The organism is Mesobacterium pallidum (assembly GCF_019966535.1).
In the GTDB taxonomy this organism is placed as follows: domain Bacteria; phylum Pseudomonadota; class Alphaproteobacteria; order Rhodobacterales; family Rhodobacteraceae; genus Mesobacterium; species Mesobacterium pallidum.
This window is the reverse complement of the sequence record NZ_JAIMID010000014.1, coordinates 25707-52657: the sequence shown is the minus strand read 5'-3', so window position 1 is coordinate 52657 and position 26951 is coordinate 25707. Positions and strand designations below refer to the sequence as shown.

General features: G+C 67.9%; 23 protein-coding genes and 2 tRNA genes. 14 read left to right on the top strand and 11 right to left on the bottom strand.

Going from position 1 to position 26951, the window contains the following annotated elements; genetic code table 11:
* Positions 1-103: 103 nt before the first annotated feature.
* The 4 genes from MF270_RS18860 to MF270_RS18845 are packed head-to-tail and all read right to left on the bottom strand — an operon-like array spanning position 104 to position 5165.
* On the bottom strand, positions 104-1162 hold the full coding sequence (locus tag MF270_RS18860; RefSeq protein ID WP_238367331.1) for a glycosyltransferase family 2 protein: 1059 nt from the start codon (positions 1160-1162) through the stop codon (positions 104-106).
* A gap of 3 nt (positions 1163-1165) precedes the next feature.
* Positions 1166-3508: a glycosyltransferase family 2 protein gene (locus MF270_RS18855; protein ID WP_238367330.1), complete on the bottom strand. Its 2343-nt coding sequence runs from the start codon at positions 3506-3508 to the stop codon at positions 1166-1168.
* The gene (locus MF270_RS18850) at positions 3508-4137 is read right to left on the bottom strand and encodes a sulfotransferase (RefSeq protein ID WP_238367329.1); all 630 of its coding nucleotides are present in this window, start codon (positions 4135-4137) and stop codon (positions 3508-3510) included. Before MF270_RS18850 ends, MF270_RS18855 begins: the two co-directional genes overlap by 1 nt.
* A complete protein-coding gene (locus MF270_RS18845; protein ID WP_238367328.1) occupies positions 4134-5165 on the bottom strand; it encodes a glycosyltransferase family 2 protein in 1032 nt (343 codons plus the stop codon). Before MF270_RS18845 ends, MF270_RS18850 begins: the two co-directional genes overlap by 4 nt.
* Before the next feature lie 211 nt (positions 5166-5376).
* On the opposite strand from MF270_RS18845, the gene MF270_RS18840 reads away from it, so the two are divergent.
* The 6 genes from MF270_RS18840 (at position 5377) to MF270_RS18815 (ending at position 12880) form a co-directional block, all read left to right on the top strand.
* On the top strand, positions 5377-6285 hold the full coding sequence (locus MF270_RS18840; RefSeq protein WP_238367327.1) for an AAA family ATPase: 909 nt from the start codon (positions 5377-5379) through the stop codon (positions 6283-6285).
* A gap of 98 nt (positions 6286-6383) precedes the next feature.
* The gene (locus MF270_RS18835) at positions 6384-7649 is read left to right on the top strand and encodes a vWA domain-containing protein (RefSeq protein WP_238367326.1); all 1266 of its coding nucleotides are present in this window, start codon (positions 6384-6386) and stop codon (positions 7647-7649) included.
* A gap of 96 nt (positions 7650-7745) precedes the next feature.
* On the top strand, positions 7746-9533 hold the full coding sequence (locus tag MF270_RS18830) for an OmpA family protein (RefSeq protein WP_238367325.1): 1788 nt from the start codon (positions 7746-7748) through the stop codon (positions 9531-9533).
* A 133-nt stretch (positions 9534-9666) separates the two neighbouring features.
* A complete protein-coding gene (locus MF270_RS18825; protein ID WP_238367324.1) occupies positions 9667-10635 on the top strand; it encodes an XdhC family protein in 969 nt (322 codons plus the stop codon).
* On the top strand, positions 10632-11633 hold the full coding sequence (locus MF270_RS18820; RefSeq protein ID WP_238367323.1) for a molybdopterin-binding protein: 1002 nt from the start codon (positions 10632-10634) through the stop codon (positions 11631-11633). The genes MF270_RS18825 and MF270_RS18820 overlap by 4 nt, the downstream gene beginning before the upstream one ends.
* A 92-nt stretch (positions 11634-11725) precedes the next feature.
* Entirely contained in the window at positions 11726-12880 is a 1155-nt protein-coding gene (locus MF270_RS18815) for a capsular polysaccharide export protein, LipB/KpsS family (protein ID WP_238367322.1), read from the top strand.
* Positions 12881-13071: 191 nt separating this feature from the next.
* On the opposite strand, the gene MF270_RS18810 is transcribed toward MF270_RS18815, so the two are convergent.
* The 3 genes from MF270_RS18810 to MF270_RS18800 form a co-directional block, all read right to left on the bottom strand.
* Complete coding sequence (locus MF270_RS18810; protein ID WP_238367321.1) at positions 13072-13572, bottom strand: DUF2244 domain-containing protein; 501 nt, start codon at positions 13570-13572, stop codon at positions 13072-13074.
* Positions 13573-13763: 191 nt separating this feature from the next.
* The gene (locus tag MF270_RS18805; RefSeq protein WP_238367320.1) at positions 13764-15434 is read right to left on the bottom strand and encodes a cytochrome c oxidase subunit I; all 1671 of its coding nucleotides are present in this window, start codon (positions 15432-15434) and stop codon (positions 13764-13766) included.
* 167 nt (positions 15435-15601) lie between these two features.
* Entirely contained in the window at positions 15602-16027 is a 426-nt protein-coding gene (locus MF270_RS18800; protein ID WP_238367319.1) for a c-type cytochrome, read from the bottom strand.
* A 552-nt stretch (positions 16028-16579) separates the two neighbouring features.
* On the opposite strand from MF270_RS18800, the gene argC reads away from it, so the two are divergent.
* Positions 16580-17509, top strand: a complete 930-nt coding sequence (gene argC, locus MF270_RS18795; RefSeq protein ID WP_238367318.1) for an N-acetyl-gamma-glutamyl-phosphate reductase — start codon at positions 16580-16582, stop codon at positions 17507-17509.
* Between the two features lie 77 nt (positions 17510-17586).
* Here the strand turns inward: argC and MF270_RS18790 are convergent, their stop codons facing one another.
* The 3 genes from MF270_RS18790 to MF270_RS18780 form a co-directional block, all read right to left on the bottom strand.
* Positions 17587-17808, bottom strand: coding sequence for a DUF2798 domain-containing protein (locus MF270_RS18790; RefSeq protein ID WP_238367317.1), 222 nt, complete (start codon positions 17806-17808; stop codon positions 17587-17589).
* Between the two features lie 55 nt (positions 17809-17863).
* A complete protein-coding gene (lipB, locus tag MF270_RS18785; protein ID WP_238367316.1) occupies positions 17864-18550 on the bottom strand; it encodes a lipoyl(octanoyl) transferase LipB in 687 nt (228 codons plus the stop codon).
* Positions 18551-18944: 394 nt separating this feature from the next.
* Entirely contained in the window at positions 18945-19589 is a 645-nt protein-coding gene (locus tag MF270_RS18780; RefSeq protein ID WP_238367315.1) for a DsbA family oxidoreductase, read from the bottom strand.
* 199 nt (positions 19590-19788) lie between these two features.
* On the opposite strand from MF270_RS18780, the gene MF270_RS18775 reads away from it, so the two are divergent.
* From MF270_RS18775 to MF270_RS18760, 4 genes are all read left to right on the top strand, one after another.
* Positions 19789-19875, top strand: a tRNA-Leu gene (locus MF270_RS18775).
* A gap of 536 nt (positions 19876-20411) precedes the next feature.
* Positions 20412-21137, top strand: coding sequence for a SapC family protein (locus MF270_RS18770; protein ID WP_238367314.1), 726 nt, complete (start codon positions 20412-20414; stop codon positions 21135-21137).
* Positions 21138-21429: 292 nt separating this feature from the next.
* On the top strand, positions 21430-23175 hold the full coding sequence (gene recJ / locus MF270_RS18765) for a single-stranded-DNA-specific exonuclease RecJ (protein ID WP_238367313.1): 1746 nt from the start codon (positions 21430-21432) through the stop codon (positions 23173-23175).
* Between the two features lie 96 nt (positions 23176-23271).
* A tRNA-Glu gene (locus tag MF270_RS18760) sits at positions 23272-23346 on the top strand.
* A gap of 105 nt (positions 23347-23451) precedes the next feature.
* Here the strand turns inward: MF270_RS18760 and MF270_RS18755 are convergent.
* Positions 23452-23877, bottom strand: coding sequence for a DoxX family protein (locus tag MF270_RS18755; RefSeq protein WP_238367312.1), 426 nt, complete (start codon positions 23875-23877; stop codon positions 23452-23454).
* A gap of 201 nt (positions 23878-24078) precedes the next feature.
* On the opposite strand from MF270_RS18755, the gene trmB reads away from it, so the two are divergent.
* The 3 genes from trmB (at position 24079) to MF270_RS18740 (ending at position 26929) form a co-directional block, all read left to right on the top strand.
* Entirely contained in the window at positions 24079-24804 is a 726-nt protein-coding gene (gene trmB, locus MF270_RS18750; RefSeq protein ID WP_238367311.1) for a tRNA (guanosine(46)-N7)-methyltransferase TrmB, read from the top strand.
* A 254-nt stretch (positions 24805-25058) separates the two neighbouring features.
* The gene (aroA, locus tag MF270_RS18745) at positions 25059-26405 is read left to right on the top strand and encodes a 3-phosphoshikimate 1-carboxyvinyltransferase (protein ID WP_238367310.1); all 1347 of its coding nucleotides are present in this window, start codon (positions 25059-25061) and stop codon (positions 26403-26405) included.
* On the top strand, positions 26405-26929 hold the full coding sequence (locus tag MF270_RS18740; RefSeq protein ID WP_238367309.1) for a hypothetical protein: 525 nt from the start codon (positions 26405-26407) through the stop codon (positions 26927-26929). The genes aroA and MF270_RS18740 overlap by 1 nt, the downstream gene beginning before the upstream one ends.
* The last annotated feature ends 22 nt before the right edge of the window (positions 26930-26951 follow it).

Here is a 26951-nt window from a genome sequence, read left to right as displayed (position 1 = left end):
GGCTCCGGCCAACCAATTCTTCTTTGGAACCCGGGTATAGGGGACCAATGGGGCAAAATTGCGATTAATTGTAGCGGATTTCCGGACAGTCGGCAGCTTGCCGCTAGGCGCCGGGGCCGCGCCGGGCATGGGCGAAAAGCCGGCGCGCCGCCTCGGGCGGCAGGGGGCGGGTCGGAGGGGTCAGCAGCAGGCGGCCCATGAGGGCGCGGTTCGGCTCTTCGCGCATGAGGGCTTCGAACCTGTCGTGGCGCCACTGGACGGCCTGCTCGTGCAGTGGCGCCAGCTGCGGGTCGGCGGCCAGCTCGGCCCGGATCGGCGCAGCACGGGCGGTGAGGGGGGCGATGGATTGGTCCTTGACCGTGCAGAAATTCCGCTCGACCCAATAATCGAGGCCCAGCTTGTCCTCGGCATGGACGGCGCGGCCCCGGTCGGATTTCAGCACGTAGCTTTCCATCGCGCCGAGGGGGTAGTGGTTCAGCTGCGCCAAGCCGTAGAGTTTCTGGCCGAAGTTGGAAAAGAGCCGCTTGGTGCGGAACTCCGGTCCCAGTTCGCGCCCCTCGCAATCGAACCAGCGCGCCGCGTCGATGCGGGCCTTGTCCGGCTGGCGGGGGCGATGGACACCCGGCAGCTTGTAGGTGCGGTCGTTGCGGTAGAGCGTCTTGAACATCGCCGCGCGCCAGGGCCAGAACAGGATTTCCGGCGCGGCCCGGGTGAATTGCTCAGGCACCGGCGCGTCTACGAAATGCTCGATGCCCGCATTGCCGAACAGCCGCCAGGTCAGCGTGATCGCGGTCGCCTGCGGCAGGGCCGAGATCAGCGCCTGCACCGTCCGGTCGCCGGTGTGGACGTTGACGAATTCGTCCACGTCCAGCGGCAGCAGCCAGTCGGCTTGCCGCACCGATGTCAGCTTGGCCGCCCGTTTCAGCGCGGTGAACTGGATGCCGCCCTTGTCATAAGGCGGATCGTTGCGGTGATGCTCGACCCAGCCAAGCGCCGCCAGCCGATCGAGCAGCGCATCCGTCCCGTCCTGGCAATCATTTGAAAACACGACGAAATGCCCGATGCCCGCCGCCCGGTGATGGGCCAGCCAGTCGAGCAGGAAGGCGCCTTCGTTCCGGACCGTCAGGATCGCGGTGACCTGTGGGGGGGCGAAGGGCGCCATCGCTCAGCTTTCGAGGTCGAGCGCGAGGGCATAGGCCACGCGCTCCGTCTCGGTCAGCTTCATGTCGAGCGCCTGGGTATAGAGCTCTTCGAACTCGGGGTTGGCGTGCAGCTCTGCGGCCTTGGCGCGGTGCCATTCGAGGCCCTTTTCATGCCATCCCCACAGCACGTCATCCGCCATCAGCCGGTCGTACTCGGCCCGCAGCCGCGGCAGGTTGCGCTGGATGGTGATGTCGCGAAAATCGCCCCAATCCATGCGGATCCAGTAGTTCAGCCCGATCGAGCGGTCGACGTGCAGCGCGCGTCCGCGCTGGCGCTTGATCAGGAAAGACTCGGCCGAGCGTAGCGCGTAGTGGTTCAGCTGGATGAGGTCGTAGCCGATGGACTTGACCGAGTTGCGCCAGCCGTTCTTGGCCGCCTCGGACGTCATGTCCTGGCCCGATCCGTTGACCCATTTCACCTGGGTCTCGAAGGCCGGATCCAGCTTGTTCGGTCGGTGGCACGAGATCTTGGAATAGGCGCCGATGTTCTTGAACATTGTCTTGAAGCCCCAGACCGTGTGCGGCTTGGGGCAGAATTTCGGGGCGCAGCGGTCGAATTGCTCGATCACGAACCGGTCGTCCAGCCGGGTCACGCCGCTATGCCCGAACAACCGCCATGTCATCGCCACGTTGGTCGCATCGGGCACACGGTCAAAGAAATCGTCGAGCGTGCCGTTGCCACAGCGCACGTTGACGAATTCGTCCACGTCCACATGGGCGATCCAGTCGGCATTGACGATCACCGGCTCGCTCAGCGATCGGTTCAGCGCGTGTTGCTGCGGGGAATTGCCCTTCCAGTCGTTGTTCAGCCGGTGTTGCAGCACGCCAAGGTCCTGCAAACGATCAAGGGTCTCGTCCGTGCCGTCGGTGCAGTCGTTGGTGTAGATCAGGAAGTTGTCGAAGCCCATGGCGCGGTGATAGGCGACCCATTCGACGATATAGGGCGCCTCGTTCTTCATGCAGCCGACGATCACGTTGCCGCTGGAGCCCTTGGGCCGATCGCGCGGGGGGGCGGGGGCGTAGGGGGCGGCCAGTTCCTCCTCGTTCACGCGGCCGACGCGGTTGTGCGGGGCAAAGGGCGTGCCGACGAGGCCCTTGAACTTCTCCTTGGCGAGCGGCGGCATCAGCCGTTCGGCATCGGGCGTGAGGCCGGTGGGCGTGCCCGCCTCGGTCTTGGCCTGCTGGCGGGCGCGGGCGGCTTCGACCACCTCGCGCGTCGCCTGGTCGATGCGGTAGAGGTTGGCCAGCAGGTATTGCGAGGCGCGAAAGCCGCGTTCGGGCGGCGCCTCGACCCAGGGCTCCAGCGGGGCGTCTGGCGTCAGGGCGGCCGAGAGGCCGGGATGGGCCTCGATCAGCGCGGCGTTGTCCTCGGCAAAGCCCTCCGACAGGGCAGAGAGCGTGCCCGCCTGCAAAGGCGCGCCGTCGATGGCGAGCGACGTGACGATCTTGCGCCACAGCTGCCGAGGCAGGACCCGCGTCCGCTTGGCCAGGAACTTGAGGATCAGCGCGTTCATCTGCCGGCCGCGCGTCAGCGTCGCGGCCGAGGGGCGGCTGGGCAGCTCGCCCGGCTCGGCCCGGCCGATATGGGCGTCAAGCGCGAAGCCATCGGTGATCTCTTCGGTCACGCTGCGGCCCGCGAAGTGTTCGATGTCGATGCCCCGGAAGGTCAGCGAGCCGGGGCCGAAGACCTCTTCCCAGCGCGTTTGCAAGCCGTTGAGGTCCAGCCAGAAGGGCGGCGCCTGCACCTCGGAATAATAGCCCGAGGCCGGGTCGTCCGGCTGGCGGGCGTCCAGCGCCGCCTCCCACCAATCCGCCGAACCGGCGAGGCTGAGTTCGGATTTCAGCGAGGCGGCGCGCCCCTCGGTCACCTGTTCGGCGTAGTGGCGCACCAGCATCCGCGCCTGTTCGTCCACATGGGCGACAAGGCTTATGTCGTCCGAGAGCGGCAGCAGCAGGGTCCGCAGGCGCTCGATCTCGGACCGGGTGATAAGCCCCGTGCCCAGCTGGTAGGCCGAGAGGATCAGCACCTCCGGCCGCGTCGCCTCGACCTCCGCCGCCAGCGCCATCGCCACCTCGCCCCGCAGGTCCGCCTGTTTGGCCGCCGAGGCGTAGCCGCGGTTGAGGCGCAGGGTGTCGATGTGATCGGGGTCCGTCACGGCCATGAAAAGCCGCGTGTGGTTCGACCCGCCGGGGCTGCGCGCGAACAGCACGCCGCGGGTCAGAAGCTGCTGGCGCTTGGCGTCCAGCACCTTTTGCACCCGCGTTGTGGCCCATTGGTCGAGCCCGATGTGCAACACGATCCGCATCACGCCTCGTCCGCGTGGTGATTGACGTTCCGGCGGCCCCACCAGGGCACGTCGCGGCCGATATGGGCGGCGAGGCGCTGGGCCGCGTCCTCGGCTGCCACGTCCAGCTCGAGATAGCGGTCGTCGCCGGCGAAGACGCGCGCGAGGAAGGCATAATGCCCGTCGATCCAACGCGCCTTGTGCGCGTCATCGCTGCCGAAGCCGCGCGGCAGGCCGGGCACGTCGAGGTTGGGCAGGCGCTTGGACCCCAGCCCGTACCAGTTGTTCATCGAGGCGACGACCTCGGGCGTTGGCCGCCGTGTCGCGACGAACCGCGCGCTGGGGTGCCTGTCGCCGATTGCGGATATGATCGCCCAGTCCATCTGCGGCCAGATCGAGCCGTCGTTGCGCGCCACGCTGATCTCGGCGAAGCCGGCGAATTCCGGCATCCAGTGCAGCGGGTCGCCTTCGTTGAAAAGCCCCAGGTACATCAACTGCGCAACGAGGGCACCGTGGATTTCCTCGCGGCTGGTCTGGGCGGCGAATATCTTGTGCTCGGCCGTCTTCAGCCCGGCCCGGCGCAGCGCCGTGGCCAGCGTCGTGGTGCCGGTCTTGGGCAGGCCAAGGTTGATGACGCGCAGATCGCTCACTGCATCTCCCCCAGGTCGCGCAGCAGGTCATACTCATCCGGCGGCAGGGCAGGCGCCTTGCGCAACGCCTCGCGCATCGCGGCCAAGTCCGGCCGGGCGTTCAACGCGGCGATCCGCGCGCGGTGAAGCGCCACGGCCTCGTTGTGCAGCGCGGCGATCTCGGGGTCGGCCTTGAGCTCGGCCAGCGCGGCCTCGAGGCCCGGCAGCATCCGCAGGATCGACGGCTCCTCCCAGGCCGGGTCGTTCCGCTCGCGCCAATAGGTGTCGTCGAAGGCGCGGTTTTCGCGGTTCACGTCGCCTCGGTCGGTCTTGACCAGGTAGCTGTCCATCGACCGCAGGGCATAGTGGTTGAGGGTCGCGAAATCCCGCGCCCCCTCGGCCGGGAACTTGCGAATACGCCGCTTGTTGGCGGCCACCAGGAACTTGTGCGGCACCGGCCGGCCCGAGGCATCGGTCCAGCGCGGCCGCTTGCGCCCCGGCGTCTTCTTGGGAAAGAACGGCCGGTGCGCGCCGTAATATTGCAGCGGAAAATCCCGCCGTACCAAGGTCTTGACCTCGATCGCCGTCTCGCCGCACCAGATGTCGGGGTTATGGGTCTTGGTGAATTGCGCAATGACGGGCCGGTCCTCGAACGCCTCCACCCCGGCATTTGCCATGAACTGGAACATGACCGAAATCGCCTGCGGGTCGCCGCAGGCCTCGATCAGCGCGGGGATGGTGTGATCGCCGGCGTGGATGTCCAGGAACTCGTCGACGTCGGCGATCCAGACCCAGTCGGCGTCCCGCACCACGTCGCGATGGGCGCAATCCTTCAGCGCCTCCATCTGGTAATTGCGGCCCTTGGCGGGGTTCGGCAGGTGCACCACCCCGCCGCGCGCCGCCAGCGCATCCAGCAGCCGGTCGGTCGCGTCCGAGCAATCGTTGGTATAGAACAGGAAGTCGGTGACCCCGATCAGCCGGTGAAAGGCGATCCATTCCAGCAGGAAGGGCCCTTCGTTCTTGACGCAGGTCACCGCCGTCACGCGCATGTCCGCCCCTTCGGCTGCGTCCCTCGCCCCGCTTGCATGGTGTCGATCTGCCCGTCCGTTCCGGTCACGGGTTTGTCCCGTACCATCGTTTATTTAATCAAATCATTGCAGAGCGGCGGAATCCCGTCAACATGCGACCCGGCCATTGCGCTTTGGTCGCATTGACCGCGCGGGGCCAAGATGCACCCTGACGCGAGGCAAGGGAGGCACCATGACCAAGGCAACATCCATCGACGCCGTGCAGCAGATGCTGGCCGAGCAGAACTACGTCTGCGGGCGCGCGCTGGCCACGGTGGTCTTCCTGTCGCTGCGGCTGGGCCGTCCGCTGTTCCTCGAGGGCGAGGCCGGCGTCGGCAAGACCGAGATCGCCAAGGCCATCGCCGCCGCGCTGGGCCGGCGCCTGATCCGGCTGCAATGCTACGAGGGGCTCGATGCCTCTTCGGCAGTCTACGAATGGAACTTTCCGGCCCAGATGATCGCCATCCGCACGGCCGAGGCGCAGGGCAATGCCGACCGCGACATCCTGAACCGCGAGCTTTTCGGCCCCGATTTCCTGGTCGAGCGCCCGCTCTTGCAGGCCATGCGACCCGACGAGAACGGCGCGCCCGTCCTGCTGATCGACGAGTTGGACCGCACCGACGAGCCCTTCGAGGCCTTCCTGCTCGAGGCGCTGTCGGATTTCCAGGTCACCATCCCCGAGCTGGGCACGATCAAGGCGCCCGAGCCGCCCATCGTGATCCTGACCTCGAACCGCACGCGCGAAGTGCACGATGCGCTCAAGCGCCGCTGCCTCTACCACTGGGTCGACTACCCCGATTTCGCCCGCGAGATCGAGATCCTGCACGCCCGCGCCCCCGAGGCGGCGGACCGGCTCAGCCGCGAAGTCGTCGCCTTCGTCCAGCACCTGCGCACGGAAGACCTCTTCAAGAAACCCGGCGTCGCGGAAACCATCGACTGGGCGAAATGCCTGCTGGCCCTCGACGTGATCGAGCTGAGCCCGCAGGTCATCGCCGACACGCTGGGCGCGATCCTGAAATACCAGGACGACATCCAGCGCATCCAGGGCTCCGAGGCGAAACGGATCCTCGACGAGGTCCAGGCGTCTCTCGAGACGGCCTGAGCAGATGCACCGATCCGCCCTTCATCTTGCCCCTAAACTCTCGGGGGGGTGTGGGGGGGCAGACAGCCCCCCCACCGGCCAGCCACGCGCGCGAACCCATGCCTGAATACCTCCCCCTCGAGCTGCCGGAAAACCCGCGCCTCACACACAACATCACCTGGTTCGCCCGGGCGCTGCGCAAGGCCGGCCTGCCCATCGGACCGGGCCGCGTGATCGACGCCGTCCGCGCGGTCGAGGCGGCGGGCTTCACCTCGAAGACCGATTTTTACTGGACGCTCCACGCCTGTTTCGTGAACCGCCCCGAGCATCGCCGCGTCTTTGCCCAGGTCTTCCGCCTCTACTGGCGCGATCCGCGCTACATGGAGCACATGATGGCCATGATGCTGCCCGCCGTGCGCGGCGTGCAGGAGGAACGCATCGCCCAAGCGGCCGAGAAACGCGCGGCCGAGGCGCTTCTGGACGGGGTCGAAGGGGACGCCCCCGAGATGCCCGAGCAATCGGGCGACGAGACCCAGATCGAGATCGACGCCTCGCTCACCATGTCGTCGGAGGAAAAGCTGCGCACGCTGGATTTCGAACAGATGTCCACCTCCGAGATCGCCGAGGCCAAGCGCATGCTGGCCCGCATGACGCTGCCCGTCAAACCCATCCCCTCGCGCCGCACCAAGGCCAGCCTTACCGGCAAGCGCCCCGACTGGCGGCGCACCATGCGCAGCGCGATGCGGCAGGGCGGCGAGATGCAGACCATGGCGCTCAAGTCGCCGCGGCACCGCTGGCCGAACCTGGTGGTGCTTTGCGATATTTCCGGGTCGATGTCGCAATACAGCCGGATGGTGCTGCATTTTCTCCATGCCGTGGCCAACCACAAGGGGGCGGGATGGGCCAAGGTGCATGCCTTCACCTTCGGCACGCGGCTGACCAACATCACCCGGCACCTCGCCACCCGCGACGTGGACGCGGCGCTGAAATCCGCGGGCGCCGAGGCGCAGGATTGGGAGGGCGGCACGCGGATCGGCGAGTGCCTGCATAGTTTCAACCGCGACTGGTCGCGGCGGGTCATGGGGCAGGGCGCCGTGGTGCTGCTGATCACCGACGGGCTCGACCGGGATGACCCCGACCAGCTGGCGAAAGAGATCGAGCGGCTGCACCTGTCGTCCCGACACCTGATCTGGCTCAACCCCTTGCTGCGATGGGAAGGTTTCGCCCCCAAGGCGCGCGGGATCGCCGCCATGCTGCCCCACGTGGACAGCTTCCGCGCCGGCCACAACGTGCAATCGCTCGAAGACCTCGCCATCGCGATTTCCCGCCCCGAGGATACCGGCGAAAAGGCCCGGCTGATGGCCGCGATGGAGGGCCGCCGCTGAGCGCTTCTCGCGCTTGGCAGGAACCTTTCCGGCCCCAGCCCTGTTGTCTGTCCAATGACCTCGCGCCCCGCGGGGTGCGAATTCGGAGGACACCACATGATCCGCAACCTGCTCAAATCCACGTCGATCCTGGCCATCGCGCTGGGCACGAGTGTGCCGCTGCCCAGCATCGCGCAGGATGCGGCCGACCAGCCCTGTCTTGAAGTGACGAACACCGACGCGGTCGGCGAAGCCGTTGAGGGCGCGCTGGACAACCTCGAGGCCACCGCCAACGACGCCTGCAACACGCTGGACGAGGCCCTGAGCCCCGAGGCGCAGGCCGAGCTGGAAGCTGCTGCCGAGGGTGCAGAGGTCGAGGCCGAGGCGACGGCCGAAGCAGAGACCGCGCCGGTCGAAGAGACGGTGGAGGAGACCACCGCCGAGGCAGCCGAGCAAGTCGAAGAGACCACCGAGACGGCCGAGCAGGTGACCGAAGAGACGGTCGAGACCGCCGAGGAAACCACCTCCGAGGCCGTGGAGGAGACCGCCGAGGCTGTTGAGGAGACCGAGGCAGAGGTCGAAGCCGAGGTGACCACCGAAGCGGAGGCCGCTACCGAGATGGAGGCAGAGCCGACCGCCGAGGCGCCGGTCGAGGCCGAGACCGAGACGACGGCCGAAACCGAGATGGAGGCAGAGCCGACTGCAGAGGCTCCGGTCGAAGCCGAAACCGAGACGACGGCCGAATCCGAGACGGCCACCGACACCGAGGTCGAGGCTGAAGCCGAGACCACCGCAGAGGCCGAAGCCGAGCCCGAGCTGCCCGAGATGGACGCCCAGGCCCAGATCGAGGCGCTGCAGCAAGAGGTTGACCGCCTGCAATCCGCCGCCGCCGCGGCAGCCGGTGCCGAAGCCACGGGCGAGGTCGTGACCGAAACCGTGACCGAGGACAGCGCCCGCTCGTCCAGCGAGGAATTCGCGACCACCGCCGCCGGCAAAGCGCAGGCGCGCGACGGGGGCGACGACGATGGCCTGTCGAACTTCGAAAAGGTCGCTCTGGCGGGCCTTGGCGCGCTGGTCGTTGGCACGATCCTCGACAACGGCTCCGAGGTCGTGTCGAACTCCGGCGACCGTGTCGTGGTGGAACGGGACGGCCAATACTACGTGCTCAAGGACGACAACGCCCTGCTGCGCCAGCCGGGCTACGAGGTCGCAACCGAGGATTTCAGCGACGGCTCGAGCCGCGTGACGGTCAACCGTCCCGACGGCACGCGGATCGTGACCGTGCGGGCCGCCGACGGCACGGTGCTGCGCCGCACCTCGATCCAGCCAGACGGCACCGAGGTCGTGCTGTTCGACGACACGCAGATCCCGGGCGCGGTCGAGGTCGACGATCTTGAAGAGACCCGCCAGGCCAGCATGGACTACAACAGCCTGACCGAGAACGAGCTGCGCGCGTTGCTTGACCAGCAGTCCGCCGCCACCGACCGCCGCTTTTCGCTGGCGCAGATCCGCCGGGTGGATCTGGTGCGCAAGCAGGTGCCGGTGATCGCGCTCGACAACATCAACTTCGCCACCGGCTCGGCCGTGATCCGGGCGGAAGAGGCCGAAGAGTTGACCCAACTGGGCCAGGCCATGCGCGAGGCCATCGCCCGCAACCCGCGCGAGGTCTTCCTGATCGAAGGCCATACCGATGCCGTGGGCCGCGCGAGCTACAACCTCGCCCTGTCGGACCGCCGCGCGGAATCGCTCGCGCTGGCCCTGACGGAATATTTCGACGTGCCGCCCGAGAACCTTGTCGTGCAGGGCTATGGCGAATCGGACCTGCTGATCAAAACCCAGGCCAGCGAACTGGCCAACCGTCGCGCTGCCGTGCGCCGCATCACGCCGCTGCTGCAGGGCAGCTGAGCCGCAGCTCGCGCGAATGCATGGCCCCCGGACCCCAGCGGTCCGGGGGCCTTCGCGCGTCCGAACACACGATGGTCCCATGGACGCGGCCGCGCGACGTGCTATCCATTGGCCTTGAGTGGAGGGCCGCAACATGAGCCAAGTCGAACAAGCACCCGAAATCGCGCTGGACTGGCACCGCGCCGGAAAGGGCGCCGTGCTTTGCACCGTGGTCGAGACCTGGGGCAGCGCCCCGCGTCGCGTGGGCAGCCAGCTGGTCGTTTCGGGCGAGGGGATGATCGAGGGGTCCGTCTCGGGCGGCTGCGTCGAAGGTGCGGTGGTGGTCGAGGCGATCGAGGCGCTGGACGAGGGCGAACAGCGCCTCCTGACCTTCGGCGTCAGCGACGGTGACGCCTTTGCCGTGGGGCTGGCCTGCGGCGGCACGATCCGGGTGCTGGTGGAACCCGTGGGCGCCGTGTTGCCCGAAGACATGCTGGCCGCGCTGGTCGAGGTGCGCGCCGCCCGCAAGCCCGTCGCCTACCAGGTGAACATCGAAACCGGCGCGCGCGACCTGACCGCCGAGGGGCATGTCCAGCGCTTCCGCATGGACCGCTCGGGCTTCGAAGAGGACGGCCAGACCTTCGTCGCCATTCACAACCCGCCGCTGCGCATGGTCATCGTCGGCGCCGTCCATATCGCCCAGGCGCTGGTCCCGATGGCCAGGATCGCCGGCTACGATCTGACGATCGTCGATCCGCGCGAAAGCTTTGCCTCGCCCGAACGCTTTCCCGGCGAGCGGCTCATGCACGACTGGCCGGACGAGGCGGTGGCGGAGGTCGGTCTCGACAGCCGCACGGCGCTGGTGCTGCTGACCCATGACCCCAAGCTCGACGATCCCGCGCTCGAGGCGGGGATGCGGGCCGGCGTCTTCTACATCGGTGCGCTGGGCTCCACCCGGACCCATGCCAAGCGGGTCGAGCGGCTGACCCAGCGAGGCTTCACCGCCGAGGAGATCGCACTGATCCACGGGCCTGTTGGGCTCGACATCGGGGCGGCGGGCCCGGCCGAGATCGCGGTGTCGATCCTGGCCGAGGCGACGCAGGTGCTGAGGAAAGGCGCATGAAATTCGGACCCGTCCCGGTCACTTTGGCTGAGGGCGCGATCCTCGCCCATTCGGTCAAGATCGAGGGACGCAAGCTGAAAAAGGGCCTTTGGCTGGGGCCGGAAGAGATCGCCAGGCTGACCGAGGCCGGTATCGACGAGGTGATCGTCGCCCGGCTTGATGCGGACGATTGCCACGAGGACACCGCCGCCGCCCGCATCGCCAAGGCGCTGGTCCCGGATGAAGGCGCCGCCGGCCTGACCCGTCAGGCGCCATTTACCGGCCGGGTGAACCTCCTGGCGCAGGGGCCGGGGGTGGTGCGGCTGGATGCAGACCGGCTGGCGCAGCTCAATGCGATCAACCCGCTGATCACGCTGGCGACCGTGCCCGATTACCAGCAGCTGGGTCCCCGTGGCATGGCGGCGACGATCAAGATCATCTCCTACGGCGTGCCCGAGGCGGACGTCGTCCGCGCCTCCGAGATCGGCCGCGATGCGATCCGGCTGGAACGGCCGGTCTACCAGACCGCGACCCTGATCATCACCGAGATCCCGGGCGGGCCGGGTCGCAAGGGTGAAGACGCGATCGCCGCCCGGATCGAGGCGCTGGGCCTGACGCTGGCGCATGTCGAATGCGTTCCCCACCACACCGCTCCGCTGGCCGAGGCGCTGGCACGCGTCAGCACCGACATGGCGCTGATCCTCACCGGCTCGGCCACCTCGGACCCCGGCGATGTCGCGCCAGAGGCGGTGCGGCAGGCGGGCGGCCGCGTGGAACGCTTCGGCATGCCGGTCGATCCCGGGAACCTGCTCTTCCTCGGCTGCCTCGGCCAGCGCCCGGTGATCGGCCTGCCGGGCTGCGCGCGCTCGCCCGCGCTGAACGGCGCCGACTGGGTGCTGGCCCGCGTCGCCTGCGGGATCGAGGTGACAGGGGCCGACATCGCCGCCATGGGCGTGGGCGGATTGCTCAAGGAAATCCCGACACGTCCGCAACCCCGGCGGGGGAAAGCCAAAAGGTGACTTGCAGCCCGCGAGCGCAGCCCCTAGGACGCAACCCAGCCGGGACGGGGGGCGACCCGGACAGGGGACAGTTGCCGCAATGGGAAGGCACGATGTCGATTCCGACCTACGTCATGTTGCGCACTTCGCGCTTCCAGAGCCTGCAGGCCTCGCTTGCCGGGCACCTGCGGGTGGTCGACGCGCGCATGTCGCGTGCGCGCCGTCACGTGATCGCGCGCGACGGTCGGCTGGCCTATCTCAAGCTGATGCTGCGGCGCCCGCCGGAACATTGCTACGACATGGCGCGGGCGAACGTGGCGCGCAAGATGGCGCGCATGGGACGGGCCTTTGCCGAAGGCGGCTGGCTGCACAACGTCTATCTCTGGCGCAAGGCGCATCATGCGCGGCTGGCCGAAGAGCTGATACGCGACACCTGGGAGGCAACCGAGAACCCGGTCGCCATCGTCTACAACGGCACCAACGTGCCCGATTCCGTGCTGGAACACGTGGCCCCCGAGGGCCGCTGCCTCTGGATCGAGAACGGCTATTTCCGCGGTACGATGCAGATCGACAACCGCGGCATCAACGCCTTGAATTCGCTTCCCCGCGACGCCGAGTTCTACCGCCGCTTCCAGCCGGACGGAGAGATCGCCCCGCCCGAGCTGAACGTGCGTGACGCCAAGCACGACATCCATGACGCGGTGGCCCTGCCCGAGGGGACGGTCTTCGTGCCGTTCCAGGTGGACAGCGACATGCAGATCACGCGGCTTTCGCCCTGGGTGAGCTCGATGGCGCATTTCCACGACATCCTGCTCGAGATGGTCGAGCGGCTGCCGGAGCAGGTGTTCGTGGTCAAGGAACACCCGATGACGCGCAACGCGCTCTGGGACAAGGTGCGGCAGCATCCGCGCATCCTGTTCCAGAACGGCCGCCCGACCGGAGAGTTGATCCGCGAGGCGGCCGGGGTGCTGACGATCAACTCGACCGTGGGGATCGAGAGCCTGGCACTGGGCAAGCCGACGGTGCTGCTGGGGCAGGCCTGCTACGTGGTGCCGGGGCTGGTCAAGACTGCCGGCAATGCCGATGAACTGGCCGAGGTGCTGTCGGGGCTTTCCGGCTGGACGCCGGACCCCGAGCTGCGGGATCATTTTCTCTACTACCTGCGGCACGAGTTCCTGTTCGGCGACGTGGGCCAGCCCATCGACGACACGCTGCCGGAGCGGCTGGCAGCCCTGCTGACCCGCCGTCATGAGGACAAGCTGCCGTAGGGTCCAGGTGGTAAGGGGCACGCCCGACCCTGTGTGGGCGCGTCGTGACCTTTGGAAGATGCGGACCCTCGCGAAACGCGACCACGTCATTTCTACGCGGGCCGTTGCACATGCGCCCTCCCGGGGGGAGGGTCGGGCGCGGCCCGTGCCTGCGGCACGCGCCAAGCGGGACGGGGCGAAAGCGTCGGCGGTCAACCGACCGGCCGGTTCACGTCCCGAAGGGCATCGTCCAGCTCGACGTAAAGCGCCTTGCGCTCGGGCTCGGACAGGAAGGCGCCGATTTCGACTTCGCGGCCCGAGCCCTTGAGCGTCACGTAATGCGGCACCGGTCCGCCATGGGCATGCATCGTAACCTGCGTCCAATAGCTGTTGCATTCCCATTCCTTGCGGTCGCCCCTGGGCTCGGTCCGGGTCAGTTGCGCCAGCTCGGGCGTCAGGATCAGTTCCTCGAGGATCTCGGCGTCCTTGTAGGACCTCTCGAGCCCCCACCACAGCGCGCCCACGGCGGCCATGGCAAAGGGCAGCAGCCCCCACAGCAACATGGTCCCGATGACCCCGTAAAGCGGGATGGTGATCAGCACGAACAGTCCCAGGATCGTCGCGGCAAAGCCGCGGCGGGGCAGGGAGCGGTAGGGCCAGAGCAAAAGACGTCGGCCCGGCCGGTCAGAGAGGGGCGTCCATTCGTAGGGCATGGCAGAGATGTAGCGCAATGGCACCTTTGCGGCGATGCGACCAGTTGCCGGCCCCTGCCGGTCCCAGGGGGGGGCAGTCGCGTGACAGGCGCGCGCCTTGCCGACCCGGAGGGGCCGTCGCAGGACAAGGCGGGGAAACGAAAAAGGCCCCGACGGGATGCCGGGGCCTTTCATGTCCTATCCGAAGGGGATCAGTGCGAATGCGCCTTGTCCCATTCCTCCTGCTTGGGGAGGATTTCGAACGTGTGCTCGGGCGGCGGGCTGGGCAGGGTCCATTCCAGCGTGTCCGCGTATTCGTTCCAGTAGTTGTTCTGGGTCACCTTCGCACCGCGGAACACAGTGTAGATCACGATCCCGAAGAACAGCAGGAACGAGGCAAAGGACAGCAGCGCACCGGTCGACGAGATCTTGTTCCAGTAGGCAAAGGCCTCCGGGTAGTCGATGTAGCGGCGCGGCATGCCCTGGCGGCCCAGGAAGTGCTGCGGGAAGAACGTCAGGTTCACGCCGACGAAGAACAGCCAGAAGTGCACCTTGCCCCAGAATTCCGGGTACTGACGGCCCGACATCTTGCCGATGTAGTAGTAGACGCCGGCAAAGATGGTGAAGGCCGCGCCCATCGACATGGTGTAGTGGAAGTGCGCCACGACGTAGTAGGTGTCATGGTAGGCCCGGTCGATGCCCGCTTGCGAAAGGACGATCCCGGTCACGCCACCGATGGTGAAGAGGAACAGGAAGCCGAAGGCAAAGAGCATCGGCGTCTTGAACTCGATCGAGCCGCCCCACATCGTCGCGATCCAGCTGAAGATCTTCACGCCCGTCGGAACGGCGATGACCATGGTGGCCAGCATGAAGTAGCTCTGCTGCTGCAGCGACATGCCCACGGTGTACATGTGGTGCGCCCAGACGACGAAGCCGATGGCGCCGATGGCGATCAGCGCCCAGACCATCGGCAGGTAGCCGAAGACGGGCTTCTTCGAGAAGGTCGCGATGACGTGGCTGATCAGGCCGAAGCCGGGCAGCACGACGATGTAGACCTCGGGGTGGCCGAAGAACCACAGGATGTGCTGGTAGAGGATCGGGTCACCACCGCCGGACGGCTGGAAGAAGGTCGTGCCGAAGTTCCGGTCGGTAAGCAGCATGGTGATGGCACCGGCCAGCACCGGCAGGGCCAGCAGGATCAGCCAGGCGGTCACGAAGATCGACCAGGCAAACAGCGGCACCTTGAACAGGGTCATGCCGGGGGCACGCATGTTCAGGAATGTGGTGATGATGTTGATCGCACCCAGGATCGACGAGGCGCCCGAGACGTGCACCGCGAAGATCGCGAGATCCATGGAGAAGCCGCCTTCGGAGGTGGAAAGCGGCGGGTAAAGCACCCAGCCCACGCCCGATCCGAGCTGGTCGTTGCCGCCGGGGGCGAACAGCGAGGCGACACCCAGCAGCGTGCCGGCCACGTAGAGCCAGTAGCTGAGGTTGTTCATGCGCGGGAAGGACATGTCCGGCGCGCCGATCTGCAGCGGCATGAAGTAGTTGCCGAAGCCGCCGAAGAGCGCCGGAATCACCACGAAGAACATCATCAGCACGCCGTGATACGTGATCATCACGTTCCACAGGTGCCCGTTCGGGGTACATTCGGCCGCCGAGGGGAACAGCCGCGCGCCTTCGAGGCACATGAACTGCACGCCCGGGTTCATCAGTTCGAGCCGCATGTAGACGGTGAACGCGACCGAGAGAAGGCCGACGAGGGCCGAGGTGATCAGGTAAAGGACACCGATGTCCTTGTGGTTCGTGGACATGAACCAACGGGTAAAGAACCCCCGGTTGTCCTCGTGTTCGTGGCCATGGATGGCTGCGTCTGCCATGAAAGCCTCCTGCTGGTGTTGACGGACGGGTGGCGGCCGCAGACGCGGAACCTCCCCATTGATCGCCGTTCTAGAATGTTACCGGGACCCCGGCAATGTTCTGATTTGACGCAGATCAAAAAAAGACCGCGCCGAAAGGGGTCTTCGGCGCGGTCATGATGTCGCGGTTACTCGGCGACCGACGCGAGGTAGGCCGCCACGTCCTCGCCGCCCTTGTTGAGCTTGAGCGTCATCTTGGAGCGGCCGCTCTCTCCGGTCACTTCCTGCAGGTAGGCGGTCGGGTCGACCACGTAGGCCGCGAGCGAGGCGGCATCCCAGACGAGGCCCTGTTCGTTCGCCGCTTCCAGCAGGTCCGAGTAGCGGAAATCGGGGTCCGCGCCCATCGGCTTGCCGATGATGCCGTAGAGATTCGGGCCGGTCTTGCCGCCTTTCTGGATGGTTTCGCCATCGGGCGAGACCACGGCGTGGCACGAGCGGCATTTCTTGTAGACGTCTTCGCCTGCTGCGGGGTCGCCGGCGCCCATGTGGCTTTCGGCCAGCACGGGGGTGGCAAGGGCCACGATAGCGGCGGGAAGAATGGTTAGGAATTTCATGGGGTTGACCTTTCCCTTTCTGGATCTCTCCGGGTCGTACCTGTGCGGCCTGCGCTGGGCGCGGGCCTTGCGTGAGAGGTAACCTAGCACTCGGCGCCGCAAGGTACACTTATAACAATGTCGCATTGTCGAATCGCCTTTCACCGTCTGGAAAGGGTGTGGCCGGACCAGATCGCCTTGCCGCGATATCGGTGTCCACCGGGGGCGCGGCGCCGCCGCCCGACAGGCTGCTGGCCTTTGCGCCGACTGACCGGGACGCTGCCGTGCATGCCGCTGTGCGACTCGATGGTCGACCCGGGCGTCCTTCGCGGCGGGGTGGCGGTTCGGCCCCCCAACAGGCCTGTGCCGGGCGCGTCGGTCCCCGCGAAAGGCCCGGCCGGGTGCCGGGCGCCCGCGGCAAGTTCGGGCGAGCGAATCGTCGCAGGGCGCATCTCTGCAGGGTCGCGCGCCCCGTCGCGCGTAGGGAATCGCGCCACCTGCGTCTTTGTTTGTCGCCCGCGGGATTATCCGCTATAGCACGCGCGAACCCACCCCTCATGACTGGAGGCGACCATGGCAGCAAAGGTATTCATCGACGGAGAGGCCGGCACCACCGGGCTTCAGATCCGCGAACGGCTGCAGGACCGGGCGGATGTGGAGCTGATCCAGATCGACCCCGACCTGCGCAAGGATGCCGATGCGCGACGTGACGCCTTTGGCGCCGCCGACGTGGCGATCCTGTGCCTGCCCGATGCCGCCGCGATCGAGGCGGTGGCGCTGTCGAAGGACTTGGGCACCCGGATCATCGACGCCTCGACCGCGCACCGGGTGAACCCGGACTGGGTCTTCGGCTTTCCCGAGCTGTCCGCCGGCCAGGCCGAGCGGATCGCCGCCGCGCGCTACGTCGCCAACCCGGGGTGCTATTCGACCGGGGCCATCGCGATCCTCGCGCCCCTGGTGGCGGCCGGGCTGGTGCCCGCCGACCACGGCGTCACGATCAACGCGATCTCGGGCTATACCGGCGGCGGCAAGGCGCTGATCGGCGAATACGACGCGGGCGAGGCGCCGGACGCCTTCATCTACGCCACCGGCCAGACCCACAAGCACCTGCCCGAGATCATGGAATACGCGAAACTGTCGCGTCACCCGATCTTTGTGCCTTCGGTCGGGAACTTCGCGCAGGGCATGGCGGTGCAGGTGCCTCTGCACCTGGGCCTGCTGCCCGGTACGCCGACGATAGAGGACGTGCACGGCGCGCTGGCCGCGCATTACCCGGCGGGCGGAGAGGTCTCGGTCGCGGACCTGGCCGACCAGGCCTCGCGCATCGTGCCGACGGCGCTGAACGACACCAACCAGATGCAGTTGCACGTCCGCGGAGACGCGGCCACGGGGCGCGTCGTGGTGATCGCCGTGCTCGACAACCTCGGCAAGGGCGCCTCGGGCGCGGCTGTGCAGAACCTCGACCTGATGATCGGCAAGACCAGCGCCCGCGCCGCGGCCTGAGCCCGACCTGCCGGAAGGAAAAGAACGCCGGTCCCTCGCGGGGCCGGCGTTCGTCGTGAATGGGGCAGGGGCCTTGGTCAGGCGCCGACCAACTGCGTGGTCAGCTTGCGCACCTTCGGCGCGGCGATGGCCATGGTCGGAAAGGCGATGGCCCAGCTGAACAGCCAGGACGAGATCCAGATCGGCATGTAATCGGGCCCGAGGCCATTGGCGCGCAGCACCGAGATGCCGGCCACGATCAGGGTCATGAATCCGGTCAGGATCAGGGTGAACGTCAGGTGGTGCTTGCGGCTGGGCATGGTGGCCTCCCGGAACGGATGTGACGTCCGGTATCTAGGCAGGCTGGCGTGATATTCAAATGTCACTATGTGTCGCAGGGGCCGGGGCTGAGCCCGACGCGAAGACCTCGTCGAAGCACTGGCGGAGCGCCACGTCGAGGTCATCCATCGTCACCGGCAACCCGAGGTCCACCAGGCTGGTGACCCCGTGGTCGCGGATGCCGCAAGGCACGATGCCCGAGAAATGCTCGAGATCCGGGTCGACGTTGATCGAGATGCCGTGGAAGCTGACCCAGCGGCGCAGGCGGATGCCGATGGCGGCGATCTTGTCCTCGGCGGGGGAGCCGTCGGCATTGGCGGGGCGGTCGGGCCGGGTGATCCAGACGCCCACGCGGCCCTCGCGGATCTCGCCGCGCAGGTTGAAGGTGCCGAGCGTGGCGATCACCCAGTCCTCGAGCTGTTGCACGAAACGGCGCAGGTCGCGGCCGCGCTTGCCGAGGTCGAGCATCACGTAGACCACGCGCTGGCCTGGCCCGTGATAGGTATATTGCCCGCCGCGCCGTGCCTCATAGACCGGGAAGCGGTCGGGGTCGGTCAGGTCCTCGGGCCTGGCCGAGGTGCCGGCGGTGTAGAGCGGCGGATGCTCGACCAGCCAGATGCATTCTTCGGCGGTGCCGGCGGCGATCGCACCGGCCCGCGATTCCATAAACTGCAGGGCCTCGGCGTAATCGGTCAGCCCGTCGGTGATGATCCACTCTACCATGGCCCCGGGATAATCCCGGTCGAGGTCGAGGGAAAGGGATTTCGGATCGCCGGGGGCGATCCGACCGGCGGGCGGCGGCTGCGCCGCCGCCCGGTTGGCGCGCGTTGAGCGGGGTTCGCCAGTGTGGCCGCGGCGGGCGCGTGGAGGGGGCGAGAGCGAGAGGCCAGCCCCTCGCTCCCCGAGGTGCGACGGGACCAAGGCGGTCGTGGGGAGTAGGCAAGGGGACCGAGGCGCAGGCGGACGGTGCGGGACCGAGGGGCGCTGCCCCTCGGGCTCCCCGAGGTATTTGAGAAACAATGAAGGGCTGGGGGCGCGATGAGGCCGGAGGTCGTGCAAAAAGACAGGGCGCGTTGGGCCGGCCGGAACCGAGGCGCGGCCCGGTGTCGTGCTTCTTTCAGGCGTGTTCGTCGTGCAGTTCGGTCAGCAGCTCGGTATAGCCCTCGATGCCCTGGGCGCCGGTCACCAGGTATTTCTGCTGGAAGACCAGCGAAGGGGCCGAGTCGATGCCCTTCGCGAGCCAGAACTGCTGCATCGCGCGCACGTCGGCGGCGCGTTCGCCCCGGGCCAGCACCTCTTGAGCCTCGGCGCCGTCGAGGCCGCATTCCTCGGCCAGCTCGGCCAGGACCGACAGGTCCGAGACATCGCGGTTCTCGGTGAAATAGGCGCGGAAGAGCGCCATCTTGACCAGGGCCTGGTCGCCCTTGATCCGTGCCCAGTCGATCAGCTGGTGCGCGTGGAAGGTGTTCACCACCCGCATGTCCTGCGGGTAGGAGAAGGCAAATCCCACCTCGGCGCCGAGCTCGATCAGCTGGGCGCGGTTGCGTGCGCTCTGCTCGGGCGTGATGCCGTACTTGGTCGCGAGGTAGCTGCGCATGTCCTGGCCCGAGGGCGGCATTGAGGGGTTCAGCTCGAACGGGTGCCAATGGATCTGCAGCGGGATGCCGGTGCGAAGCGCGGCCTCCTGCAGCTGGCCATGGGCGACGATGCACCAGGGGCAAACGACGTCCGATACGAAATCGATGCGGATGGATTTGGTCATGCCAGACATGGTGCGCCTCGAGGCCGGACTTGGCAAGAGGGGCCCGGCGCGCGGGGCGAGGCGCCGGGTCGGAATGCCGGAGAAGTGAGCCACGGGACGCGATTCGAGGCGGCGGGAAAGAACCTGCGAGAGGGTGAAATTTGCGCTTCACATCCGCCGAATCCTTCGCTATTGAGCGGCCTCACCAAGTCAGGACAGTGCGGTCGTGGCGGAATTGGTAGACGCGCAGCGTTGAGGTCGCTGTGGGGTAACTCCCGTGGAAGTTCGAGTCTTCTCGACCGCACCATCTGACCGGGGTCTTCCGGAAAATCAGGCCGCTCCCTGTCGTTGCACCGGTGCAGGCGCAGACCGGCAAAGGGGCGATCGCGCCTCTCGGACCCCAGTGGCCAAGCTCAATCCCTTGAGAAATATTTGATGGCGCGGGGCAGGACGGGGGACCAGAGTGTCACTTGAACGACCTGTTCGGCCAGAAGGGCGGCGGCTTGCCGGTCGAGAGCGTCGGCCCGCACCACCGGCTGGTCGGCCTCGCCCGCAAGGGCGCAGGTGGCTGCCGGGGCGAGGCCGAGCAGGCAAACACGCGGCCAGGGCAGGCGTCGCCACCCGCCGGAAAGTTTCGTGGCAAGAATGGGAGTCTCGCTTGTTCCGCGGGAACCATCGTATGGCCGGCTCAGCCGGGCGCAAGCTGGACTAGCGCGTCGGGCAACACGCATGTCGCGGGCCGCGTCCGCGCGAAATCCCCTTGAAACCGGGCGCACCGATCGCTGACACTGCGTCGGCACACCGCGCATTTCGACCCAAGCCACATCACCAGAGGATTTCCCGATGACCCAGCAACTTCTGTTCTACAAGAACGCCGTGCCGCTGTCGAATACGGCGCATCGCGATGTCTCGATCCGGACCGAGGGCGCCTACGGCTTTGCCCGAAGTGTCAACTCGGTGCCGCTGGTCGCGGCCGAGTTCCGCGCGGCTGCGGTCGAGGGCACCATCGTCTTTGCCGGCGCGGGCACAACCGCCTTTCCCGTGGTGATCCTGGGCCTCGCCGAGGTGCAGAACCTGTTCGTCGCCGAGGATGGCCGCTGGACCGGGCGCTACCTTCCGGCCCTTATTCGCCGCTATCCCTTTGTCTTTGCCGCGGGCCAGGAGGAGGGGGCGCTCACGCTCTGCATCGATACCGAGCATGACGGGATCAACACCGACAACGAAGGCGAGCGCCTGTTCGACAGCCGGGGCGAACGGACCGTCTACCTGCAAGGCGTGCTGGACTTTGCCCGGGACTACCAGGCCCAGTTCCTGCGCACCGGAGCCTTCTGCAAGCGCCTGGCCGAGCTTGGGCTGCTCGAGCCGATGCAGGCCAGCTACACGACCCCGGCGGGCGAGACGCGGCGCCTGAACGGCTTTTCCGCGGTGAACCGGGACCGGCTCAAGGCGCTCGGGGCCGAGACGGTGCAACAGCTGTTGCAGGCGGATGAGCTCGAGATGATCTTCATCCACCTGCAATCGCTGAACAACCTGCAATCCCTGTCGGAACGGCTGCGCGACCGGGGGTGATCAAAAGGGGATCCGGCCCGCTGCCGCATCGCCTGAACTGCGCGGTCAGCATGGCAACAAGGCAGAAGCCGGATGGCGGTGGCCGAAGCCGAGCGCCGGTTGCGCCACACGGATCAAGCGATCCGGTCCAATCGGGCGTCGCCATGGTCCCGACGCCGAAGGTCGCGCTTGCAATCGGCCCTGTTCCTCCCGGGTCATCGTCCCGGCGACCCGCCCCGCAGGTCGCTGGCGCCCTGCCGCGGGCCATCTGCGCCATTGTGCCCGCGCCCCGCATCCGGCAAACCCCAGGGCCATGGGATATCTGGGTGTCGAATCGTCGCTGACCGGGCGGCGCTGGGTGGGGCCCTCGGTCGAGGCAGAGCGCCAGGCCGAGGCGATGGAGCAGGCGACCGGCCTGCCGCGCTCGCTCTGCGCGGTGCTGGTGCGGCGCGGCGTGGCGCCGGGGGACGCGCGGCGGTTCCTCGAGCCCAGGCTGGCCGACCTCCTGCCCGATCCGCACGAGCTGAAGGACATGGCCAAGGCCGCCGCCCGCCTGCTGTCCGCCGTTGAGCGGCGCGAGCGCATCGCGATCTTTGCCGATTACGACGTGGACGGCGGGTCTTCGGCCGCGCTGCTGATCTGGTGGCTGCGGGCGCTGGGCCGGCAGGCGACGCTGTACGTGCCCGACCGCATCGACGAAGGCTACGGGCCCAACGAACCCGCCATGGCCGCCCTCGCCAAGGACCATGACCTGATCGTCTGCGTCGATTGCGGCACGCTCAGCCATGGCCCGGTCGCGGCGGCGCAGGGGGCGGATGTGGTCATCCTCGACCACCACCTCGGGGGCGAGACGCTGCCCGAGGCGCTGGCCGTGGTGAACCCGAACAGGCAGGACGAAAGCGGCGATCTCGGCCATCTCTGCGCGGCGGGCGTCGTCTTTCTTGCGCTGGTGGAATGCGGCCGGCAGATGCGCGCGGCGGGGCAACGGGGGCCGGACCTGATGGGCCTTCTAGACCTCGTGGCGCTGGCGACCGTGGCCGACGTGGCGCCGCTGATCGGCGTCAACCGGGCCCTGGTCCGGCAGGGCCTGCGCGTCATGGCCGGGCGCGACCGGCCCGGCCTCGTGGCTCTCGCCGACGTGGCGCGGATGGATTCGACGCCCAGCACCTACCACCTTGGCTTTCTCATGGGCCCGCGCGTCAACGCGGGCGGGCGCATCGGCAAGGCCGACCTCGGCGCGCGGCTGCTGGCCACCGCCGACCCGGTCGAGGCCCGCGCCATGGCTGACCGGCTGGACGAGTTGAACACCGAGCGGCGCGAGATCGAGGCGCAGGTCCGCACCGCCGCCCTGGCCCAGGCCGAGGAGCGGGGCCTGGACGGCCCGCTGGTCTGGGCCGCGGGCGAGGGCTGGCACCCGGGCGTCGTCGGCATCGTCGCCAGCCGCATCAAGGAGGCGACGGGCCGCCCGGCCGTGGTGATCGGCCTCGACGGGGACGAGGGCAAGGGCTCGGGCCGGTCGGTGTCGGGCATCGACCTTGGCGCCAGCGTGCACAAGGTCGCGGCCGAGGGGTTGCTGATCAAGGGCGGCGGCCACCGCATGGCGGCCGGCCTGACCGTGGCGCGCGGCAAGTTGGACGAAGCCATGGCGCGCCTGTCCGAGCTACTGGCGAAACAGGGCGCCGACCGGCTGGGGCCGCAGGACCTGAAGGTCGACGCGACGCTGATGCCGCGGGCCGCCACGCCGGAACTCATCAACCAGGTCGAACAGGCCGGTCCCTTCGGCGCCGGCGCCTCGGCCCCGCGCTTTGCCTTCCCGGATCTGGCTGTCGGCTATTGCCGCGAAGTCGGCACGGGGCATCTCAAGGTCACCTTCAAGGACGGTCTCGGCGCGTCGGTCGATTCGATCTGCTTCGGTGCGATGGACGGGCCAATTGGGCCGCGCCTTGCGGCGCACAACGGCCAGCGATTCCACGTTGCCGGGCGGCTCGAGATCAACCACTGGGGCGGGCGGCAATCGGTGCAGTTGCGCCTCGAGGATGCGGCGCCCGCGCAGGGCTGAACCCGGTGGTGCGGCCGGTGAAAAAACACGGGGGCGGGGCCAAGTTTCCGCTTGCACCGGCGCGGGTGATTTCCTAAAAGCCGCCTCACGCCAAGCGGCCCGTTCGTCTATCGGTTAGGACGCCAGGTTTTCAACCTGGAAAGAGGGGTTCGATTCCCCTACGGGCTGCCAGGCGCTTCCCCCGACTTCCCGTTCCCACTGCGCTCCGAGGTCATGTTTCGCGCATGAAAAAAGGAGCGCCGAAGCGCTCCTTTCCCTGTCGTCCGGATCCAGGCATCACTCGGCCGGAACGGCCACGCCCTTGCGGTCGACCGAGGCCGGCCCGGCGCCAAGCGCTACGATCATCAGCATGCCGCCGGCGATCGACACGTTCTTCATGAAGCTTGTGATCTCGGCCTGGCTGGCCATGCCGTCCATGCCGAGGCCCGGCAGCAGGTGGAACAGGGCGCCCGACGCCAGGCTGAACCCGGCCAGCAGGCAGGCGGTGATGCGGGCCTGCCAGCCGATCAGCAGCGCGATGCCGCCGACCAGTTCCAGGACGATCACCAGCGGCAGCAGCGCGCCGGGGACGCCCATGGCATCCATGTATTGCTGGGTGCCAGCATAGCCGGGGATTTTCTGCAGGCCGGCGATGATGAAGATGAGCGACAGCAGGATGCGGCCCAGCGGGGCGGCATAGGCGAGGGCGGGTGAATTGGTCATGTGAGTCTCCTATCTGGTGCGGCCGGTCACGAGAACCGGCTTGATTTTTCGCTGACCCCTCAGATAACGCAGTCGCAAAATTGAACCATTGGCTATTATCACATAGCCATCGTTCGCATGCGCGCATATTCGCGGTGATCCGTCCCCCGCGCGCGTCGCCTGAGATTGCCCTTTCCCGCGCCTGTCGCTAAATGCCGCGACATGAGCGACACGCCTTCCGACAAGCACCCCTCCGGCGCGCCCTGGCGCAATTTCTATGGCCGGTTCAAGGGCAAGACCCTGCGCCCCAGCCAGGAAACCTACCTGCGCGAGGATCTCGACGCGCTGTCGCCCGGCGCGGTCAGCTGGGAAGAGAACCCGGACCGCAAACCGCTCGACCTCGCGGCCGTCTTCGGCGACCGCCCGGTCTGGCTGGAAATCGGCTTTGGCGGCGGCGAGCACCTGGTGCACCAGGCGCAGCAGAACCCGGGCGTCGGGATCATCGGAGCCGAGCCCTTCATCAACGGAGTCGCCATGCTGCTGGGCAAGATCCGCGAGGCGGGGGTCGACAACCTGCGCGTCCATCCCGGCGATGCGCGCCATCTCTTCGACGTGCTGCCCGATGCCAGCCTCGACCGCGCCTTCCTGCTCTACCCGGATCCCTGGCCCAAGAAACGCCACCACCGCCGCCGCTTCGTCACGCCCGACCACCTCGCGCCGCTGGCCGCCAAGCTCAAGCCCGGCGCGATCTTCCGCGTGGCGACGGACATTCCCGACTACGTCCGCCAGACGCTGGAGCAGGTGCCCCGGCAGGGCTTCGACTGGCTGGCCGAGCGCCCCGCCGACTGGCGCGAACCCTGGGACGACTGGATCCCGACCCGGTACGAGCAGAAGGCCTTGCGCGAGGGCCGCACCCCGCATTACCTTACCTTCCGGCGGCAGGGCTGACCGATAGGGCGGACGCCTCCGGCGGGAGTATTTGGGGAAAAGTGAAAGCAGGGGCTCCGATCCGCTTTTCATTGTGCCTGTAAACTCCGGGGGGTCTGGGGGGCTGCCCCCTAGCGGTGCTGCGGTCGGATGGGGCTCCCAGGGATGCGCCGTCGGGGAGCTGGCCCCCGGTCGCGCATCGATCCAGACGCCCCGTTGCCGGCCCCCGCCTTTACCGCTATCACCGCGCCCGAGGCATTCCGAGGAGACCGCCCATGTCCGGCCATGGCACACCCACCCCCATGTTGTCCCGCAAGTCCGGCCCGCTGAAAGGCGAGGCGCAGGTGCCCGGGGACAAGTCGATTTCGCACCGCTCGCTGATCCTCGGCGCGATGAGCGTGGGCGAGACGCGGATCTCCGGCCTGCTCGAGGGCGAGGACGTGCTGGACACCGCCAAAGCGATGCGGGCCTTCGGCGCCGACGTGGCGGACCTCGGCAACGGGGAATGGGTGGTCTACGGCGTGGGTGTCGGCGGCTTTGCCGAACCGGCGCAGGTGGTCGATTGCGGCAATTCGGGCACCGGCGTGCGCCTGATCATGGGGTCGATGGCGACCACGCCGATCACGGTGACCTTCACCGGGGACGCCAGCCTCAACAAGCGGCCCATGGCGCGGGTGACGGACCCTCTGGCGCTCTTCGGCGCGCAAGCCTACGGCCGCGCCGGGGGCCGCCTGCCCATGACCATCGTCGGCGCGCGCGAGCCGGTGCCGGTGCGCTACCGGGTGCCCGTGCCCTCGGCCCAGGTGAAATCCGCCGTGCTGCTGGCGGGCCTCAATGCCCCCGGCCAGACCGTGGTGATCGAGAAGGAGGCCACGCGCGATCATACCGAGCGGATGCTGGCCGGCTTCGGCGCCGAGATCATGACCGAGGACACGCCCGAGGGCCGCGTCATCACCCTGACCGGCCAGCCCGAGCTGAGCCCGCAGGTCATCGCGGTGCCACGCGATCCGTCGTCGGCCGCCTTCCCGGTCTGCGCCGCGCTGCTGACGGAAGGGTCGGACGTGCTGGTGCCGAACATCGGGCTCAACCCCACGCGCGCCGGGCTCTTCTCGACCCTGCGCGAGATGGGCGCGGACCTGACTTACGAGAACCTGCGCCACGAGGGCGGCGAGCCCGTCGCCGACCTGCGCGCGCGCTTTTCGCCCGACATGCAGGGCATCGAGGTGCCGGCAGAGCGCGCCGCCTCGATGATCGACGAATACCCGGTGTTGTCGGTCGTCGCCTGCTTCGCCAAGGGTAAGACCCATATGCCGGGCGTCAAGGAGCTGCGGGTCAAGGAATCCGACCGGATCGACGCCATGGCCAAGGGGCTGCGCGCCGCGGGCATCACGGTGGACGAGGGCGAGGATTGGTGGACGGTCCATGGCCGCGGCTTCGGCGACGTGCCGGGCGGGGCGGTGGTCGAGACACATCTCGACCACCGCATCGCCATGTCCTTCCTCGTGATGGGCTTCGCGACCGAAAAGCCGATGACCGTGGATGACGCGGGGCCGATCGCCACCTCCTTCCCGATCTTCGAGCCGCTGATGACGCGCCTTGGCGCGGTGATCGAGGGGGTCTGATGCGCCGGCCTGCGGCATATTGGTGGGCCTTCTGGGCGGTCTTCGCTGCCTCGATGGTGATTTATGTCACCATGACGACCTGGACCCTGCCGACGATCGAGGCCGAGGCGGGCGGGCTGCCGGCGTTCGACATGCGGCCCACGGGCTATCATATCGACGCGGCGCGGGAGTTCCTTGGCGCGCTGAACGACACGGGTCGGGCGCTCTACACCGGTCCGCAGCGCATCATGGACCTGTTCTACCCCGGCCTGCTGGCGCTGTCGCTCTGGCTGGGCCTCTGGGGGCTTTACCGGCCGCGCGTCGCCCTGCCGCTGTGTCTTGCCGTGCTGGTCGGGGCCGTCGGGGATTACACCGAAAACCACCTGGTCGCCGGGATGCTCGCCACGCCGCTCGACGCGCTGACCGCAGACCAGGTGGCGCGGGCCAGCACCTGGACCGTCGTCAAGTCCATCGGGGATACCATCGGCCTTACCGCGCTGCTGATCGGCGGGCTCGCCGCGTTTTGGCGGCGCCGGCGGGCTTGAGGCCCCGGGCGCCTTGCCTTAC